Here is an 18,827-nt window from a genome sequence, read left to right as displayed (position 1 = left end):
TAAATACTCCATTTAGATGAACTATTCAAAAGACATATTAGGCACAATAGGCAATACTCCATTAGTTAAATTAAACAAAATAACTAGCGAAGTTAAAGCTTTAGTACTTGCCAAAGTAGAAACTTTTAACCCAGGAAATTCTGTAAAAGACAGAATGGCCGTAAAAATGATAGAAGATGCCGAAGCCGACGGACGTTTAAAACCTGGAGGAACTATTGTCGAGGGAACATCAGGAAATACAGGAATGGGATTAGCCCTAGTTGCAATTATAAAAGGGTATAAATTAATTTGTGTCATTTCTGACAAACAATCCAAAGAAAAAATGGACATTCTTCGCGCAGTAGGCGCAAAAGTTGTGGTTTGTCCTACTGATGTTGAGCCCACAGATCCACGCTCTTATTATTCTGTTTCTAAACGATTAGCCTCAGAGACACCAAATTCTTGGTACGTGAATCAATATGATAATTTGTCCAATTCATTAGCGCATTATGAACAAACTGGACCCGAAATTTGGAATCAAACCGAAGGTAAAATTACGCATTTCGTTTCTGGGGTTGGAACTGGAGGCACAATTTCTGGAGTGGGGAAATATTTGAAAGAACAAAATCCAAATATTAAAATTTGGGGTATTGATACTTATGGTTCGGTTTTCAAAAAGTATCATGAAACTGGTATTTTTGACGAAAACGAAATCTATTCCTATATCACCGAAGGAATTGGAGAGGATATTTTACCTAAAAATGTTGATTTTTCTCTAATAGATGGTTTTACAAAAGTAACCGATAAAGATGCAGCCGTTTACACACGCAAAATCGCACTCGAAGAAGGTATTTTTGTGGGTAATTCAGCCGGTGCAGCTATAAAAGGATTGTTGCAACTCAAAGAGCATTTTAAACCAGATGATGTAGTTGTCGTTTTATTTCACGATTCAGGAAGTCGATATGTAGGCAAAATGTTCAATGACGATTGGATGCGTGAACGTGGATTTCTGGATGAAAAAATCACTAAAGCCGAAGATATTATCAAAGACAATCTCAACAAAACATTAATTGTCGTTCGTACCGAAGAACTAGTTTCGCATGCCATTGAGCGAATGCGTAAATATAAAATATCACAAATTCCGGTAATAGATACGACGGGTTTTGTTGGGTCGGTAGATGAAACAAATTTGTTCGAAAGTTATGTAAACGATAAAAATTCAGCCGAAAAACCCATTCGAGAAATCATGGGAAACCCATATCCAATTGTAAAATTAGGAACTACAATCGAAGAAGTTTCAAGGTTGTTTACAAAAGAAAACCAAGCAGTATTAGTCGATTTAGATAACGGACAACATCATATCATTACCAAGTCGGATATTATTGGATCGATAAAATGAGTCAATATTGTATTCCCGAGCGCAGCCGAATGATTTTAAAATACACCTGCACCGTTTTTTTAACCTCGTAGGTTTTTGTTTTATATTTGTAAAGTAACTCATTAATCAATGAAAATTATCCCCGAAATACTTTTAAGCGACTATAAAAAAAACTTCCCACAAGGGTTAGAAAAAAAATTTGAAGCATTGTGTGATGCCGATATTTCTAATGATTCTTTTAGTTTTTATACTTCGGTTGCGTCAGTGTTTTCAAGCAAAATTGAAGGGGAAGAAATAGAATTGGATTCCTATATTAAACATAAAAAATATGGAATTGCGTTTCTTCCAGATTACACCAAGAAAATTGACGATTTGTATGATGCCTATTGTTTTGCAAAGAAGAATACGTTAAATCAAAACAACATTTCCGAATCACACAAACTTTTAGGAAAGCATATAGTAGCGAAAAATCAGCAAGGAAAACATCGCGTCCAAAATATGTTTATTACAAATGATGAAGGGCGAATTGAATATGTAGCTGCTTTGCCACATCAATTAGAAAACCAAATGACCCAATTTTATGACGATATTGAATGGTTGTTGAAACAAAATTTAACTTTCGATGAAGTTTTTTATTTTGCCAGCATGATACATTTGGTTTTTGTAAAATTACATCCTTGGAATGACGGTAACGGTCGTACAGGAAGATTATTGGAAAAATGGTTTTTATTCGAAATATTGGGTGAAAAAGCTTGGTTTGTACAAAGTGAAAAAAACTATTATCAAAATCATCAATTGTATTACGATAATTTAAGAAGGTTGGGTTTTGAATACGAATCCTTAGATTATTCCAAAGCAACGCCTTTTCTTGAGATGTTGCCAAAATCGTTACTGTTATAATTTAAATCACTTAATTCTAACTTCTAACTTCTAACTTCCAACTTCCAACTTCCAACTTCCAACTTCCAACTTCTAACTTCACTATGACCTTCACCGCTATAGATTTTGAAACTGCTACAGCTTTCCATCCCTGTTCTGTGGGCATTGTTACTGTTGAGAACGGTGTAATTGTTGACGAATATGTGACTTTAATTAAGCCACCTAATAACGAATATTCGCCTTTTACAATACGAGTACACGGAATTTATCCGCGAGACACAATGAATTCAAAAACCTTTGCACAAGTGTATCCTGAAATTAAAAAAAGGCTTCAAAATCGTGTGGTTGTAGCTCATAACGAAAGCTTTGACCGGAATGTTCTAGCTAAATCAATGACGCTTTATGGATTCAATTATGAGGAGTTAAATATTGGATCAAGATGGGAATGCACCGTAAAAATCTACAAAGCAAAGGGTTTTAAACCTGCCAAATTGAGTGATTGTTGTCGTGAAATGAAAATTGCATTGAACCACCACGAAGCTTTATCTGATGCTCGAGCTTGCGCTAAATTGTATTTGTTACGCTAGTTATTGCGTGGGACGAAGCAATCTCATTTCGTGAACATTAATTAGATTTTACCTTTTTTTAAATGTAAAGTTATTTCTTTTTTAACTACTTTAGTATTTTAGGACGAGTCTTTGCTCTATTATCTATAATCTCAAAAAAAATGAAAGAAGACTTTCTCCATTACCTCTGGAAATTCAAAAAATTTAACACTTTGAACTTGAAAACTTTCAACGGAGAAGAAATCACGATTATGAATGTTGGACAATATCTTCAACTCGCTGGACCAGATTTTTTTAATGCCCAGATTGTTATAGGCATTCAAAAATGGGCAGGAAATGTAGAGATTCACTTAAAATCTTCGGATTGGTATGTACATCATCACGAACGAGATGCAGCTTATGAGAACGTAATTCTTCACGTAGTTTGGGAACACGATATCGAAATTTTTAGAAGCAATAACACTGAAATTCCTGTATTAGAACTTAAGAATTATGTTGATACAGCAGTAATTGCTAATTATCAAGCATTAGTAGCGCCAAAATCTTGGATTTTTTGTGAAAAACAATTAAAGGATATTGATGCGTTTATTGTTAAAAACTGGCAAGAACGCTTGTTTTTTGAGCGATTGGAGCGAAAGTCAAAACCAATAGTTGAGTTATTAGAAACTACAAGTAATGATTGGGAAGCCGTTTTATTTATGCTTCTAGCAAAAAATTTTGGACTGAATACCAATGGCGAAATTTTCATGAAAATTGCCAAATCCATACCTTTTTCGACTATTAGAAAGGAAAGTTTTGAAGTCGAAAATCTAGAAGCTTTAATTTTTGGAGCCGCTGGATTATTAGATTCCGAGAAAGAAGATAGCTATTTCAATGATTTGAAATTCAGGTATTATTATTTGTTACACAAATATCAAATCGAGAAAACAATTATTGAACCCGTTCAGTTTTTCAAACATCGCCCTGATAATTTTCCTACGATTCGGTTATCGCAATTGGCTAATTTATACCATAGTCAACTGAATTTATTTTCAAAAATCAGCAATCCAAATTCTGTTAAAAGCATTTATGAAACTTTCGAAATCTCGGCATCATCATATTGGTTAAACCATTATCAATTTGATAAGGAAAGCCCGAAAAAAAAGAAAAAATTATCTAAATCATTTATCGATTTGATAATAATAAATACAATTATACCACTTCAATTTGCTTATGCCAAAAGTCAAGGAAAAGAAATCTCGGAAGATTTAATACTTTTGTTAAATGAAGTTTCGGTCGAGAAAAATGCAATTTTAGATAAGTTTAGTAGCTTTGGTATAAAAGCTAAAAACGCTTTCGAAACACAATCTTTATTGCAACTCAAAAACGAGTATTGCAATAAAAGCCGTTGTTTAGAATGTGCAGTTGGAATGGAATTATTGAAAACAAATTAATATTAGAATCAGGAATTTCATAAATTTGTAAAAACGAACAAAAAATGAATAGACTTAAATTTTTTTTCGAAAAACATGGGTTCCATGTATCTTCTCGTTTAGCAGATAAGCTTGGAATGCGTGCCAGTAACGTTCGACTGTTTTTTATCTACTTATCTTTTGTAACCGCTGGTTTGTGGTTTGCCGTCTATTTAACATTGGCTTTTTGGATTAGATTAAAAGATTTAATTCGTGCAAAACGAACTTCGGTGTTTGATTTGTAACCACATTTTTTCGAAATTGTTAGCCAAAATAAAAAAGCCTCAAATTTTTTTTTGAGGCTTTTATTAATTGTATTTGTGAATTTTTTATTCTTCAGGATTATTAAGTTTAGATCTTTTTTTACTGTAAAGAAAATAAATTACTACACCAATAAGCAACCAACCAAGTGACAATGATTGTGCATCAGTACTTAAATTTATCATTAAATACGTGTTTATTGAAATCCCACAAATTGCTATTACAGGTAATGCAGGAACTTTGAAGGTTCGTGTTAAATTGGGTTGTTTTACTCTTAAGATCCAAACCGCTATACATACCATCGTAAAAGCAAATAAAGTTCCAAAACTGGTCATGTCTGCTAATTTGTTGATAGGAGTAAATGCAGCAACTGTTGCTATTATCCCACCAAGAATCAAAAGGTTTGTTTTAGGAGTTCCAGAAATTGGGTTTACATTAGAAAATACTTTAGGGATTAAACCGTCTTTAGACATACCCAAGAAGATTCTAGATTGTCCCATAATCATTACCATTAATACAGAAATCAAACCTACGGTTGCTGCAATAGTAATAATTAAACCAGCCCATCCTTGACCCGCAATATCAAATGCATAAGCTACAGGAGCTTTTATCGCATCAGGATATTTACCCAGTGGGTTAAAGTCTTGGTAATTCATCATTCCGGTTAATACAAGTGATACTAAAATATATAACGTTGTACATATTAATAAGGAAGCAATGATAGCAAAAGGCACATCTTTTTTAGGATTTATGGCTTCACCTGCTTGAGTTGATACAGCATCAAAACCTACATAAGCAAAGAAAATAGCTGCTGCTCCAGAGATAATACCCGAAAATCCATACGCATTATGAGTGGTGTCTTTTTCGATGATTTGAGTAGCTTCTGGAATAAACGGCGACCAGTTATCAGTATTAATAAAGAAAGCACCAGCGATTATCACAAAGATAATTGCAGAAACTTTCATGATTACAATCATATTATTTGCTTTAGCAGCACTTTTTGTTCCTTTTACTAAAATTGAAATTACAAATAATACAATTAAGAAAGCAGGAAGATTCATTGAAAACCCTTCGCCAGTATAACTAGCGGGATCGCTAGTCAGGTAATCTGGAAGTTCTATATGAAAAATTTTGAGTAATTTGTTAAAATATCCAGACCATGAAACAGCCACAGTCATGGAACCCATCGCATACTCCAGAATTAATCCCCAACCTATAATCCAAGCGAAAATCTCACCTATTGTTCCGTAGGCATAGGCATAAGCAGATCCTTCTACAGGTAATATTGAAGCAAATTCCGAATAACAAAGCGCAGCAAACACACACGCAATTCCAGCAACAATAAATGAAAGTGCCAATGCAGGACCAGCATGGTAATAAGCTCCAGTGCCCGTAAGAACGAAGATGCCACCGCCTATAATGGCTCCAACGCCAATAGCAGTTAAACTCCATTTACCTAAAACTTTTTTTAATGTACTTTTTTTCATATCAGCCTCAAATGCTGAAACAGGTTTAACTCTCCAAATTGACATATTTTTATGTTTTTTGTTATTATTAAGTTTCAAATATATTGTTTTTTTAAAAGAAAGCACAGTTTCATTAAATATTTTATATTTTTAGAGTTCAAATAAATATTTTTAATGAATTTCAAAAGTATAAAAAGTCTGTTTAATTTTTCAATTGCGCAGCGAACGGGCATTTTTTTATTGTTTACAATTATAATTGCATTACAAAGTTTTTATTATTTTATTGATTTTAGTCAGCCTCATGTAACTTCTTCAGAAAAAGAAAAATGGAGGTCTATTCAATATGAAATAGATGCTGCAAAAAAAGAAAAAGCCCATTATATTCCAAAAATTTATCCTTTCAATCCCAATTTTATTACAGATTATAAAGGGTACAAACTCGGAATGTCAGTTGCTGAAATCGACAGATTACTTGCTTTTAGAAAACAAAATAAATACGTGAATTCACCCAAAGAATTTCAAGCCGTTACAAAAGTTTCGGATTCCTTGTTGAATGCGATATCGCCTTATTTTAAATTTCCGGATTGGGTTAATAACAAAAAGGAATTTGTATCCTTTAAAAAATATCCCTATTCGGCTTTCGCCAAAAAAGAAAAAATTGTCGTGATTGATATTAATAAAGCTTCTCAAGAAGATTTAATCAAGATTTATGGAATAGGAGAAGCCATTTCACTACGAATTTTAAAATTCAAAGAAAGTCTGGGCGGTTTTGTTTCTATGGAACAAATGAATGATGTTTGGGGACTTTCTCCAGAAGTTATTGAAAATTTGAAGACTCATTTCAAAGTATTGGCACTTCCAAATCTTAAAAAAATTGACATTAATAATGCTTCTATGAAAGAACTTTCGTTGTTTCCGTATTTCAAATACCCGCTTTCGAAAAATATAGTTACCTATCGAAGTATGAATGGAGATATCAAAAATAGTGAAGATTTAACAAAAATTAAAGGATTGTCTACTGATAAAGCAAATATTATAGCCTTATATTTGAACTTTTAAAATAATACACTATTAAAATGAACTTCGATTACAGCGAAACGCAATCAATGATTGCACAATCAATCAAAGATTTTGCCGAAAAAAATATAAGACCTTACATAATGGAGTGGGATGAAGCTCAAATTTTTCCGATTCCTTTATTCAAAAAATTGGGTGAAATGGGTTTTATGGGCGTTTTAGTTCCCGAAGAACTCGGAGGATCAGGGTTAGGATATCATGAATATATTACAGTAATCGAAGAAATATCTAAAGTGGATCCATCGATAGGTTTATCAGTTGCTGCACATAATTCGTTATGTACCAATCATATTTTGACTTTTGGTAATGAAGAACAAAAGAAAAAATGGATTCCAAAACTAGCCACAGGCGAACACATCGGTGCTTGGGGATTGACAGAACATGGAACGGGTTCTGATGCTGGCGGAATGAATACTACTGCAGTAAAAGACGGAGATTTTTGGATTGTAAACGGGTCTAAAAATTTTATTACACATGGAATTTCAGGAGATATTGCTGTTGTTATAGTGCGTACCGGCGAAAAAGGTGATTCTAGAGGAATGACCGCTTTTGTTTTCGAAAATGGAATGCAAGGCTTTACATCAGGAAAAAAAGCAAATAAATTAGGAATGCGAGCTAGCGAAACTGCTGAATTATTTTTTGATGATTGTCGAATTCCAGATGCTAATAGACTAGGCGAAGTAGGTGAGGGATTTATACAATCTATGAAAATTTTAGATGGTGGTAGAATTTCCATTGGCGCTTTATCATTGGGGATTGCAAAAGGTGCTTATGAAGCGTCTTTAAAATATTCGAAAGAAAGATATCAGTTTGGCAAATCAATAAGCGAATTCCAAGCAATAGCTTTTAAATTAGCTGATATGGCTACTGAAATCGAGGCCTCGGAATTGTTATTGCACAAAGCGGCGTTCTTGAAAAATAATAATCGAAAGATGACCACGCTTGGTGCAATGAGCAAGATGTATTCCTCCGAAGTTTGTGTGAAAGTTTCGACTGATGCTATTCAAATTCACGGTGGTTATGGGTATACCAAAGATTACCCTGTGGAAAAATTCTTTAGAGACTCAAAGTTATGTACTATAGGCGAAGGAACTACCGAAATTCAAAAAGTGGTGATTTCAAGGAATATTTTGAAAGGATAAGAGAATATAGAAAATAGATTATAGAAAACAGAGCCAAGAAGCAAGAGATTGTAACTTGGCTTTTTCAATCCAATCTATCCTCTTTCTACTTTATTCTTTTTTCTTTATTCTTTTTTCTTCTTTAAAATAATTCACAATTTATAATTCATAATTGAAAAGTTTGATTACTTTTGCACCCTTAACGAGAGGAGGTGTCTATATTATGTTAATTATACCAATTAAAGACGGAGAAAATATCGATAGAGCATTAAAGCGCTACAAAAGAAAATTTGACAAAACAGGAACTGTTCGTCAACTAAGAGCACGTACTGCTTTTATAAAACCATCAGTTACCAATAGGGCAAAAATTCAAAAAGCGGCTTATATCCAGAATATGAGAGACAACATTGAGAATAGTTAATTATTTTCTGTTAGAATAAAGTACCGTTAGTCATTAAAGTTTAATACCTTTGATACTAACGGTTTTTTTATGGCTAACAACTTGCAATCATTTAGAGATTATCTGCAATTGGAGAAAAAATATTCTCCACATACCGTAAATGCGTATTTAAATGATATCAGTTTCTTCGAGTCATTCAATAAAAATCAATTCAACGAGGACAATATTGAGCAAGTAAATTACAGCCAAATCCGAAGTTGGATTGTTTCACTTGTAGATGATAATATATCAAATGTTTCTGTCAATAGAAAAATAGCATCATTAAAAGCATTTTATAAATTTCTATTAAAAACAAAACAAATAGAAGTCAGTCCGCTATTAAAACACAAAGCGTTGAAAACTCCAAAAACACTTCAAATTCCGTTTTCGGAGAAGGAAGTTACAGCCGTTTTGAGCCAAATACAAAACCCAGTAGGCTTTGAAGAAACAAGAAACAAACTCATAATCGATTTGTTTTACACCACAGGAATCAGAAGAACGGAGTTAATTCATTTAAAAATCAATAATTTCAATTTATTAAATTCAACCATAAAAGTTCTTGGCAAACGAAATAAAGAAAGAATTCTTCCAGTATTGCCAATTGTTTCCCAACAATTAATCTTGTATTTAAAGGAAAGAGCGCATTTAGATAATGTTAGAGATAATGATTTTTTTTTTCTCACAAAAAAAGGGTTAAAATTAAATGATTCTTTTGTGTATCGATTAATAAATAACTACTTTAGTACTGTCTCCGAAAAAGTAAAGAAAAGTCCACACATATTAAGACATACATTTGCGACCCATATATTGAATAACGGAGCCGATTTAAATTCAGTTAAAGAATTATTAGGACATTCTAGCTTGGCATCTACTCAAATTTATACAAACAGTAGTTTGACAGAATTAAAAAAAGTATACAAAGATGCACATCCCAGAAATCAATAATAATTTTCAAATAATTAACCCCTAAAAAAAATTGATTATGAAGGTAAATGTTCACGCAGTTAACTTTGCGGTTGACAAAAAGTTAGTAGAATTTGTTCAAGTTCGAATGGCTAAATTGGAAAAGTATTACGATAAAGTAATTTCATCAGACATTTTTTTGAAAGTAGAAAAGACAAGTGACAAAGAAAATAAAATTGTAGAACTGAAAATTATTGTTCCAGGAGATGATTTTTTAGTAAAAAAACAATGTAAAACTTTTGAAGAAGCAGTGGAGCTTTCAGCAGAATCCATAGAGCGTTTGTTAATAAAAAGAAAAGAAAAAATCAAAACACATATTTAGTGTAAATTTTCATTAAAAATATTTTGATTAAAAAACAAAAAGATATACATTTGCAGTCCGTTAGAAATAGCGGACTTTTTTTATTGATATTGCCAGCGTAGCTCAGTTGGCTAGAGCAGCTGATTTGTAATCAGCAGGTCGTGGGTTCGAGTCCCTCCGCCGGCTCTTATTTCCAATTTAATTTGGATAGTTCATATGGTATATTGATAAAAAGGGGAGATACTCAAGCGGCCAACGAGGGCAGACTGTAAATCTGCTGTGTGAACTTCGCAGGTTCGAATCCTGCTCTCCCCACTAGAAAGAATTTTAGAGTTTAGATTTTGGATTTCAGATTAACGACAGTTTGAAATCTAAATTCTAAAATCATAAATCTAAAATAAACTCTCTGCCGACTTAGCTCAGAGGTAGAGTGCTTCCTTGGTAAGGAAGAGGTCACGGGTTCAATTCCCGTAGTTGGCTCAAAAAATAATAAATTCGAACACTAATAAATAACTAAGATTAAAATTAAGTAAAATGGCAAAAGAAAATTTTAACCGGAACAAACCCCACTTAAACATAGGAACAATTGGGCACGTGGATCACGGAAAAACTACATTAACTGCTGCAATTACAAAAGTATTGTCAGATGCAGGTTATTGTCAAGCAAAATCGTTTGATCAAATCGATAACGCTCCAGAAGAAAAAGAAAGAGGTATTACAATTAATACATCACACGTTGAGTATGAGACTGCTAACCGTCATTACGCACACGTTGACTGTCCTGGTCACGCGGATTACGTAAAAAACATGGTTACTGGTGCTGCTCAAATGGATGGTGCAATTCTTGTTGTAGCTGCAACTGATGGGCCAATGCCACAAACACGTGAGCACATTCTTTTAGGTCGTCAAGTAGGTATTCCTAGAATGGTAGTATTCATGAACAAAGTGGATATGGTTGATGATGAGGAATTATTGGAACTTGTTGAAATGGAAATTAGAGACTTATTATCTTTCTACGAATATGATGGAGATAATGGTCCTGTAGTTCAAGGTTCAGCTTTGGGCGGATTGAATAACGATCCAGCTTGGGTACCAAAAATCATCGAATTGATGGCTGCTGTTGATTCTTGGATTGAAGAGCCAGTTAGAGACGTTGCAAAACCTTTCTTGATGCCTGTTGAAGATGTATTCTCAATCACTGGTCGTGGAACTGTAGCCACAGGTCGTATCGAAACTGGTGTTGCTAATACAGGAGATGCAGTTGAAATCATTGGTATGGGAGCTGAAAAATTAACTTCTACGATTACTGGAGTTGAGATGTTCCGTAAAATCCTTGATAGAGGTGAAGCTGGAGATAACGTAGGTATCCTTTTGAGAGGTATTCAAAAAGAAGACATCAAAAGAGGTATGGTTATCTGTAAGCCAGGTTCAGTAAAACCACACGCTACATTTAAAGCTGAGGTTTATATCTTGAAAAAAGAAGAAGGTGGTCGTCATACACCATTTCATAATAACTACCGTCCACAGTTTTACGTTCGTACAACTGATGTAACAGGTATCATTACTTTACCAACAGGTGTAGAAATGGTTATGCCTGGGGATAACTTAACTATTGATGTTGTATTGCTTAGTGCAATTGCATTAAGTGTTGGTTTACGTTTTGCTATCCGTGAAGGTGGCAGAACTGTAGGTGCTGGTCAGGTAACTGAGATAGTAGCATAATCCTAGTAAATAATTTATAAAGCCAGTATCGTCCAAAAACGATACTGGCTTTTAATACGAACGGGCGTAGTTCAAGGGTAGAATAGCGGTCTCCAAAACCGTTGATGGGGGTTCGAATCCCTCCGCCCGTGCCAATAAAAAATATCATAATGTCAAAAGTTGTTAATTACATATCAGAAGCATTTGAAGAATTAAAATCAAATGTAACTTGGCCAATCTGGGCTGAAGTACAACGTCTAACGATAGTTGTTGCTGTTTTCTCTGTATTATTTGCCTTGGCAACATGGGGAGTAGATGAAGTTTTTGCTAAAACATTGGCTAGTTTTTTTAATTGGATAAAAGCATAATTTTTTAGTTATGGCAGATATTAATTTGAAAAAGTGGTACGTTGTTCGTGCAGTAAGTGGGCAAGAAAATAAAGTGAAAGCCTATATCGAAACCGAAATCAATAGATTAGGGATGGGTGATTATGTTTCACAAGTTCTGGTTCCTACTGAGAAAATAGTTACCGTAAAAGAAGGAAAAAAAATAATCAAGGATAAAGTTTATTTTCCAGGTTATGTAATGATAGAAGCAAATCTCATAGGTGAAATACCTCATATTATCAAGTCAATTACAAGTGTTATTGGGTTTTTAGGTGAAATTAAAGGAGGCGAGCCAGTACCGTTAAGACTTTCTGAAGTAAACAGAATGTTAGGTAAAGTAGATGAGTTGGCTGTTAATACTGATACACGTTCCATTCCATTTAATTTGGGCGAAACAATAAAAGTAATAGACGGTCCTTTCAATGGTTTCAACGGAACAGTTGAGAAAATTAATGAAGATAAGCGTAAACTTGAAGTAATGGTGAAAATTTTCGGAAGAAAAACACCTTTAGAATTAGGGTTTATGCAAGTTGAAAAAGTATAATTTTTGTTACATATATAATAAGTCACATTTTCGCTTCCAAAGTTGATGTGTTAAATTTTAAAAAAAATGGCTAAAGAGATTAGTAAAGTAGTTAAACTACAAGTTAAGGGAGGTGCTGCGAATCCATCGCCACCGGTTGGACCTGCTTTAGGTGCTGCTGGTGTTAATATCATGGAATTCTGTAAGCAGTTTAATGCTAGAACCCAAGATAAATCAGGTAAAGTTTGCCCAGTGCAAATTACAGTGTATAAAGACAAATCTTTCGATTTTGTTGTAAAAACACCACCTGCTGCGGTTCAATTAATGGATGCGGCAAAGCTTAAATCTGGTTCAGGAGAACCAAATCGTAAGAAAGTAGCCAGCGTTACTTGGGATGTTATCAAAACAATCGCGGAAGACAAGATGGTGGATTTAAATGCATTCACAATCGAGTCTGCTATGAGTATGATCGCAGGAACGGCTAGATCTATGGGAATAACTGTAACTGGAGATTCTCCTCTAAAACAAGCGTAAGACATGGCAAAATTGACAAAAAAGCAAAAAGAGGCTGCTTCAAAAATTGAAAAGAACAAATTATACTCTTTAAAAGATGCTGCGGCATTGATAAAAGTAGTTGCTTCTGCAAAATTTGATGAGTCGGTTGATATCGCTGTACGTTTGGGTGTAGATCCAAGAAAAGCGAATCAAATGGTTAGAGGTGTAGTAACATTGCCTCACGGAACAGGTAAAGATGTTAAAGTATTGGCATTGGTTACTCCAGACAAAGAAGCGGAAGCTTTGGCAGCAGGAGCAGATTATGTAGGTCTTGACGATTATTTGCAAAAAATCAAAGACGGTTGGACAGATGTTGATGTAATTATTACAATGCCAGCAGTTATGGGTAAATTAGGTCCATTAGGTCGTATTTTAGGACCTAGAGGTTTAATGCCAAACCCCAAAACAGGTACAGTAACTATGGATGTTGCAAAAGCTGTTGCGGAGGTAAAAGCAGGTAAAATCGACTTTAAAGTTGATAAAACGGGTATCATACATGCAGGAATTGGAAGAATCTCTTTCGATTCAGATAAAATTGTAGATAACGCTCACGAAATTATTCAAACATTAATCAAACTTAAACCAACTGCGGCTAAAGGAACATACATCAAAAGTATTTTCCTAACTAGCACAATGAGTCCTGCGATTGCATTGGACCCAAAAGCAGTATAATTGTTAGTTAAAAATTTTTAGTATGACTAGAGAAGAAAAATCAATCGCGATTGAAGATTTAACTGCACAGTTAGCTGGTACAAATATTATTTATGTATCGGATATTTCTGGACTAAACGCAGAAACAACTTCAAACTTGAGAAGAGCTTGCTTTAAAGCAGGCATAAAATTAGAGGTTGTAAAAAACACCTTGCTTGCTAAAGCAATGGAAGCATCAGCTAATGACTATGGTGATTTACCGTCTGTATTGACTGGTAATAGCGCTATATTTATTTCAGATATTGCAAATGCACCTGGAAAAATAATTAAAGATTTCCGTAAAAAGAATGCAAAGCCCGTTTTAAAAGGAGCTTACATTAATGCAGAAATTTATATTGGAGATGATCAACTTGATGCTTTGGCAACTATCAAATCTAAGGAAGAACTTATCGGCGAACTTATTGGATTACTTCAATCACCAGCCCAAAGAGTTATTTCTGCTCTTCAAAATCAATTCGCCAAAATCGAAGAGGTTGCTTAATAATTGATAATTATTAATTATCAATTATTAATTTAAATTGCGCACAATAAACAATAATATTTTACAAATCATTTTAAAACGATAGAAAAAATGGCAGATTTGAAACAATTCGCAGAACAATTAGTTGGCTTAACAGTAAAAGAAGTTAACGAATTAGCAACAATATTAAAAGACGAGTATGGTATCGAACCAGCAGCTGCAGCAGTAGTTGTTTCAGGTGGTGGAGATGCTGTAGCTGAAGAAGTTCAAACTGAATTTACAGTTATTTTAAAAGCAGCAGGTGCTTCTAAATTAGCAGTTGTAAAATTAGTAAAAGAACTTACAGGTTTAGGTCTTAAAGAAGCTAAAGATGTAGTTGATAGCGCACCAAGTGCTGTTAAAGAAGGTGTCTCTAAAGAAGAAGCTGAAGGGCTTAAAAAATCTTTAGAAGAAGCCGGAGCAGAGGTTGAACTTAAATAGTTAAACTCGGTTTTGAGAACTCGGTTTAGGTCTTGGATATGCATTCAAAGACCTAAACCATTTTTCGTATAATAAAATTATTATAAGTTTTATTATAAAATAGTTTAAAATACCAAATGGTTTTTAAATCAATACGATGAAAAAAAATCTACGAAAAGAGTCCACTCTTGAGTTATTTTTAAAGAGGTATTGATTAAAAATTAAGTATTGATTGTTTTATATGATTCAGTGTTTTACACTAAAATTACTTTTTTTTAATCAAAATTTTGTCAATTGATGATATCAAATCAAACTGAAAGATTGAATTTTGCCTCTACCAAAAACATTCCTCAATATCCAGATTTTCTAGATGTTCAGGTTAAATCGTTTAAAGATTTCTTCCAATTGGAAACCAAATCTGACGAAAGAGGCGACGAAGGTTTATACAATACCTTCATGGAAAATTTTCCAATTACTGATACAAGAAATAACTTTGTATTGGAATTCCTAGATTACTTTGTAGATCCACCACGTTACACAATTCAAGAATGTATTGAAAGAGGGCTTACCTATAGTGTGCCTTTAAAAGCGAGGCTAAAACTATATTGTACAGATCCAGAGCACGAAGATTTTGAAACTATTGTTCAGGATGTATATCTTGGTACAATTCCTTATATGACTCCTTCTGGTACTTTTGTAATCAATGGCGCCGAGCGTGTTGTTGTTTCTCAATTGCACCGTTCTCCAGGTGTTTTCTTCGGACAATCATTCCATGCAAATGGAACAAAATTATATTCTGCCAGAGTAATTCCTTTCAAAGGTTCTTGGATAGAATTTTCAACCGATATCAACAGCGTAATGTATGCTTATATCGATAGAAAGAAAAAATTACCTGTAACCACTTTATTCCGTGCCATAGGTTTCGAAAGAGACAAGGATATCCTTGAGATTTTCGACCTAGCCGAAGAAATTAAAGTGTCTAAAACAGGTCTTAAAAAATATATAGGTAGAAAATTAGCGGCTCGTGTTTTGAACACCTGGCATGAAGATTTCGTGGATGAAGATACCGGCGAAGTTGTTTCTATCGAACGTAACGAAATAATCCTTGATAGAGATACCATTATCGACAAAGATAATGTAGAGGAGATCATCGATTCAAACGTTAAATCTATTTTGTTGCACAAAGAAGATAATAATGCAGTTGATTATTCTATCATTCATAACACGCTTCAAAAGGATCCAACCAATTCTGAAAAAGAAGCCGTTGAGCACATCTACAGACAATTGCGTAACGCTGAACCGCCTGATGAAGAAACTGCTCGTGGTATTATAGATAAATTATTCTTCTCTGACCAACGTTATAACTTAGGTGAAGTAGGTCGTTATAGAATAAACAAAAAACTAGGTCTTGATACTCCGATGGAAAAGCAAGTGCTTACCAAAGAGGATATCATTACCATAGTAAAATATTTGATTGAATTAATCAATGCGAAAGCAGATATTGATGATATCGATCACTTGTCAAACCGTCGTGTTAGAACTGTTGGAGAACAATTGTCACAACAATTTGGTGTAGGTTTGGCTCGTATGGCTAGAACCATTCGGGAGAGAATGAACGTTAGAGATAACGAGGTGTTTACACCTATCGATTTGATTAATGCCAAAACATTATCGTCTGTTATCAACTCTTTCTTTGGGACAAACCAGTTGTCTCAATTTATGGATCAAACGAATCCATTAGCTGAGATTACGCACAAAAGAAGATTATCTGCACTTGGACCAGGTGGACTTTCGAGAGAGAGAGCTGGATTTGAGGTTCGAGATGTTCACTATACGCATTACGGACGTTTATGTCCAATTGAAACTCCTGAGGGACCAAACATTGGTTTGATATCTTCTCTAGGTGTTTATGCTAAAGTAAACGGAATGGGTTTCATCGAAACACCATATCGTAAAGTAACTAAAGGAGTGGTAGATTTAGTTTCTACTCCAGTTTATTTGAGCGCAGAAGAAGAAGAAGGAATGATGATTTCTCAGGCAAACATTCAAATGGATGCTACAGGAAAAATCCTTGCTGATAACGTTATTGCACGTCAAGAAGGAGATTTTCCTGTAATTGATCCTTCAAAAGTCGATTATGCGGACGTTGCTCCAAACCAAATTGCTTCTATTTCAGCTTCATTAATTCCATTCTTGGAGCACGATGATGCGAATAGAGCCTTGATGGGATCTAACATGATGCGTCAAGCAGTACCATTGTTACGCCCTGAAGCTCCAATTGTTGGAACAGGTTTAGAGCGTCAAGTAGCTTCAGATTCTAGAGTATTAATTAATGCTGAAGGTCCTGGAGTTGTAGAATATGTTGATGCCAATATCATCACCATCAAATATGACCGTTCTGAAGAAGAAAGAATGGTAAGTTTTGAAGAAGATGAGAAAACATACAACCTAATTAAATTTAGAAAAACAAATCAAAGTACGAGTATCAACTTGAAACCTATCGTAAGAAAAGGGGACAGAGTTATTACAGGTCAAGTATTGTCAGAGGGATACGCTACTCAAAATGGTGAGTTAGCATTAGGTCGTAACTTGAAAGTGGCATTTATGCCATGGAAAGGATACAACTTCGAGGATGCGATTGTGATTTCTGAAAAAGTAGTTCGTGACGATATTTTTACCTCTATTCACGTTGATGATTATTCATTAGAAGTGAGAGATACTAAATTGGGTAACGAAGAATTAACGAATGATATTCCAAACGTTTCTGAAGAAGCTACTAAAGATTTAGATGAAAATGGTATGATTAGAATTGGTGCCGAGGTTAAACCTGGCGACATTCTTATCGGAAAAATTACGCCAAAAGGAGAGTCAGATCCTACTCCTGAAGAGAAATTGCTTCGTGCAATCTTCGGGGATAAAGCAGGTGATGTAAAAGATGCTTCATTGAAAGCGTCTCCATCTTTACACGGTGTTGTTTTGGATAAAAAATTGTTCGCAAGAGCGGTTAAAGATAAACGCAAACGTACCCAAGACAAAGATGCTTTAGGCGCTTTGGAAATGGAATTTGAAGTGAAATTTGTCGAATTAAAAGACAAATTAATTGAGAAATTGTTCTTAATTGTAAACGGTAAAACATCTCAAGGTGTAATGAATGACTTGGGTGAAGAAGTTTTACCAAAAGGTAAAAAATACACTCAAAAAATGTTGTATGCAGTTGAAGATTTTGCCCACTTAAGCAAAGGGCAATGGGTTGCAGATGATGCTACAAATACTATGGTTAATGATTTAATTCATAACTATAAAATTAAGTTGAACGATTTACAAGGTGCATTGCGTAGAGAGAAATTTACGATTACTGTTGGAGATGAATTGCCAGCAGGAATTTTGAAATTAGCTAAAGTATATGTTGCCAAAAAACGAAAATTAAAAGTGGGTGATAAAATGGCGGGACGTCACGGTAACAAAGGTATTGTTGCTCGTATTGTTCGTCATGAAGACATGCCTTTTCTTGAAGATGGAACACCTGTTGATATCGTGTTGAACCCACTTGGTGTACCTTCACGTATGAATATTGGTCAAATTTACGAAACAGTTTTAGGTTGGGCTGGGCAGAATTTGGGTAGAAAATTTGCTACACCAATTTTTGATGGTGCTACTTTAGACCAAATCAATGAATTGACTGACGAGGCTGGAGTACCACGTTTTGGGCACACTTACCTTTATGATGGTGGAACCGGAGAACGGTTCCATCAAGCAGCAACAGTTGGAGTTATCTACATGTTGAAATTGGGTCACATGGTTGACGACAAAATGCACGCACGTTCAATAGGACCATACTCATTAATTACGCAACAGCCTTTAGGTGGAAAAGCGCAATTTGGAGGGCAGCGTTTTGGAGAGATGGAGGTTTGGGCACTTGAAGCTTATGGAGCATCAAGTACACTTCGTGAAATATTGACAGTGAAATCTGATGATGTTATTGGTAGAGCCAAAACTTACGAAGCAATCGTTAAGGGAGAGTCTATGCCAGAGCCAGGATTGCCAGAATCATTCAATGTGTTAATGCATGAATTGAAAGGTCTTGGTCTTGACATTCGTTTAGAAGAATAAATATTTTTTTGTAGAGACGTTGCATTGCAACGTCTTTACAA

At 34.5% G+C, this 18,827-nt stretch carries 19 protein-coding genes and 4 tRNA genes; 22 read left to right on the top strand and 1 reads right to left on the bottom strand.

Annotated features, from left to right (window positions below):
• The first annotated feature begins 16 nt into the window (after positions 1-16).
• The 5 genes from RMO53_RS02910 to RMO53_RS02890 all read left to right on the top strand — a co-directional run bounded on the left by RMO53_RS02910 (position 17) and on the right by RMO53_RS02890 (position 4,498).
• Complete coding sequence (locus RMO53_RS02910; protein WP_310377880.1) at positions 17-1,378, top strand: pyridoxal-phosphate dependent enzyme; 1,362 nt, start codon at positions 17-19, stop codon at positions 1,376-1,378.
• Positions 1,379-1,486: 108 nt separating this feature from the next.
• The gene (locus RMO53_RS02905; protein ID WP_310377878.1) at positions 1,487-2,257 is read left to right on the top strand and encodes a Fic family protein; all 771 of its coding nucleotides are present in this window, start codon (positions 1,487-1,489) and stop codon (positions 2,255-2,257) included.
• Positions 2,258-2,340: 83 nt separating this feature from the next.
• The gene (locus RMO53_RS02900) at positions 2,341-2,823 is read left to right on the top strand and encodes a 3'-5' exonuclease (protein WP_310377877.1); all 483 of its coding nucleotides are present in this window, start codon (positions 2,341-2,343) and stop codon (positions 2,821-2,823) included.
• Positions 2,824-2,963: 140 nt separating this feature from the next.
• On the top strand, positions 2,964-4,235 hold the full coding sequence (locus RMO53_RS02895) for a DUF2851 family protein (RefSeq protein ID WP_310377875.1): 1,272 nt from the start codon (positions 2,964-2,966) through the stop codon (positions 4,233-4,235).
• Positions 4,236-4,279: 44 nt separating this feature from the next.
• Positions 4,280-4,498, top strand: a complete 219-nt coding sequence (locus RMO53_RS02890; RefSeq protein WP_310377874.1) for a PspC domain-containing protein — start codon at positions 4,280-4,282, stop codon at positions 4,496-4,498.
• A gap of 84 nt (positions 4,499-4,582) precedes the next feature.
• On the opposite strand, the gene RMO53_RS02885 is transcribed toward RMO53_RS02890, so the two are convergent.
• Complete coding sequence (locus RMO53_RS02885; RefSeq protein WP_310377873.1) at positions 4,583-6,046, bottom strand: amino acid permease; 1,464 nt, start codon at positions 6,044-6,046, stop codon at positions 4,583-4,585.
• Between the two features lie 108 nt (positions 6,047-6,154).
• Between RMO53_RS02885 and RMO53_RS02880 the strand changes: the two genes are divergently transcribed.
• The 17 genes from RMO53_RS02880 to rpoB all read left to right on the top strand — a co-directional run bounded on the left by RMO53_RS02880 (position 6,155) and on the right by rpoB (position 18,786).
• Complete coding sequence (locus RMO53_RS02880) at positions 6,155-7,039, top strand: helix-hairpin-helix domain-containing protein (protein WP_310377872.1); 885 nt, start codon at positions 6,155-6,157, stop codon at positions 7,037-7,039.
• Positions 7,040-7,056: 17 nt separating this feature from the next.
• Positions 7,057-8,199 (top strand): acyl-CoA dehydrogenase family protein, encoded by a 1,143-nt coding sequence (locus RMO53_RS02875; RefSeq protein WP_310377871.1) that lies wholly within the window; start codon positions 7,057-7,059, stop codon positions 8,197-8,199.
• Positions 8,200-8,401: 202 nt separating this feature from the next.
• Positions 8,402-8,599: a 30S ribosomal protein S21 gene (rpsU, locus tag RMO53_RS02870; RefSeq protein ID WP_073370216.1), complete on the top strand. Its 198-nt coding sequence runs from the start codon at positions 8,402-8,404 to the stop codon at positions 8,597-8,599.
• A gap of 69 nt (positions 8,600-8,668) precedes the next feature.
• The gene (locus RMO53_RS02865; RefSeq protein ID WP_310377868.1) at positions 8,669-9,562 is read left to right on the top strand and encodes a tyrosine-type recombinase/integrase; all 894 of its coding nucleotides are present in this window, start codon (positions 8,669-8,671) and stop codon (positions 9,560-9,562) included.
• A 37-nt stretch (positions 9,563-9,599) separates the two neighbouring features.
• Positions 9,600-9,902 (top strand): ribosome hibernation-promoting factor, HPF/YfiA family, encoded by a 303-nt coding sequence (gene hpf, locus RMO53_RS02860; RefSeq protein ID WP_310377866.1) that lies wholly within the window; start codon positions 9,600-9,602, stop codon positions 9,900-9,902.
• A gap of 91 nt (positions 9,903-9,993) precedes the next feature.
• Positions 9,994-10,067: transfer RNA gene (locus RMO53_RS02855), tRNA-Thr, on the top strand.
• 48 nt (positions 10,068-10,115) lie between these two features.
• Positions 10,116-10,196: transfer RNA gene (locus RMO53_RS02850), tRNA-Tyr, on the top strand.
• Between the two features lie 93 nt (positions 10,197-10,289).
• Positions 10,290-10,361 (top strand) — tRNA-Thr (locus RMO53_RS02845).
• Between the two features lie 54 nt (positions 10,362-10,415).
• A complete protein-coding gene (tuf, locus tag RMO53_RS02840; RefSeq protein WP_310377864.1) occupies positions 10,416-11,603 on the top strand; it encodes an elongation factor Tu in 1,188 nt (395 codons plus the stop codon).
• 60 nt (positions 11,604-11,663) lie between these two features.
• Positions 11,664-11,737 (top strand) — tRNA-Trp (locus tag RMO53_RS02835).
• Positions 11,738-11,752: 15 nt separating this feature from the next.
• The gene (gene secE, locus RMO53_RS02830) at positions 11,753-11,950 is read left to right on the top strand and encodes a preprotein translocase subunit SecE (RefSeq protein ID WP_310377863.1); all 198 of its coding nucleotides are present in this window, start codon (positions 11,753-11,755) and stop codon (positions 11,948-11,950) included.
• A gap of 10 nt (positions 11,951-11,960) precedes the next feature.
• A complete protein-coding gene (nusG, locus tag RMO53_RS02825; protein ID WP_310377861.1) occupies positions 11,961-12,512 on the top strand; it encodes a transcription termination/antitermination protein NusG in 552 nt (183 codons plus the stop codon).
• A gap of 66 nt (positions 12,513-12,578) precedes the next feature.
• On the top strand, positions 12,579-13,025 hold the full coding sequence (gene rplK, locus RMO53_RS02820; RefSeq protein WP_310377859.1) for a 50S ribosomal protein L11: 447 nt from the start codon (positions 12,579-12,581) through the stop codon (positions 13,023-13,025).
• Between the two features lie 3 nt (positions 13,026-13,028).
• Positions 13,029-13,718, top strand: coding sequence for a 50S ribosomal protein L1 (rplA, locus tag RMO53_RS02815; protein WP_310377857.1), 690 nt, complete (start codon positions 13,029-13,031; stop codon positions 13,716-13,718).
• A 22-nt stretch (positions 13,719-13,740) separates the two neighbouring features.
• Positions 13,741-14,238 (top strand): 50S ribosomal protein L10, encoded by a 498-nt coding sequence (rplJ, locus tag RMO53_RS02810; RefSeq protein ID WP_310377855.1) that lies wholly within the window; start codon positions 13,741-13,743, stop codon positions 14,236-14,238.
• A gap of 90 nt (positions 14,239-14,328) precedes the next feature.
• A complete protein-coding gene (gene rplL / locus RMO53_RS02805; RefSeq protein WP_310377853.1) occupies positions 14,329-14,697 on the top strand; it encodes a 50S ribosomal protein L7/L12 in 369 nt (122 codons plus the stop codon).
• 276 nt (positions 14,698-14,973) lie between these two features.
• Positions 14,974-18,786: a DNA-directed RNA polymerase subunit beta gene (gene rpoB / locus RMO53_RS02800; protein WP_310377851.1), complete on the top strand. Its 3,813-nt coding sequence runs from the start codon at positions 14,974-14,976 to the stop codon at positions 18,784-18,786.
• The last annotated feature ends 41 nt before the right edge of the window (positions 18,787-18,827 follow it).

Source organism: Flavobacterium sp. (genome assembly GCF_031409475.1).
GTDB lineage: Bacteria > Bacteroidota > Bacteroidia > Flavobacteriales > Flavobacteriaceae > Flavobacterium.
This window is presented reverse-complemented; position numbering and strand designations above follow the sequence as displayed.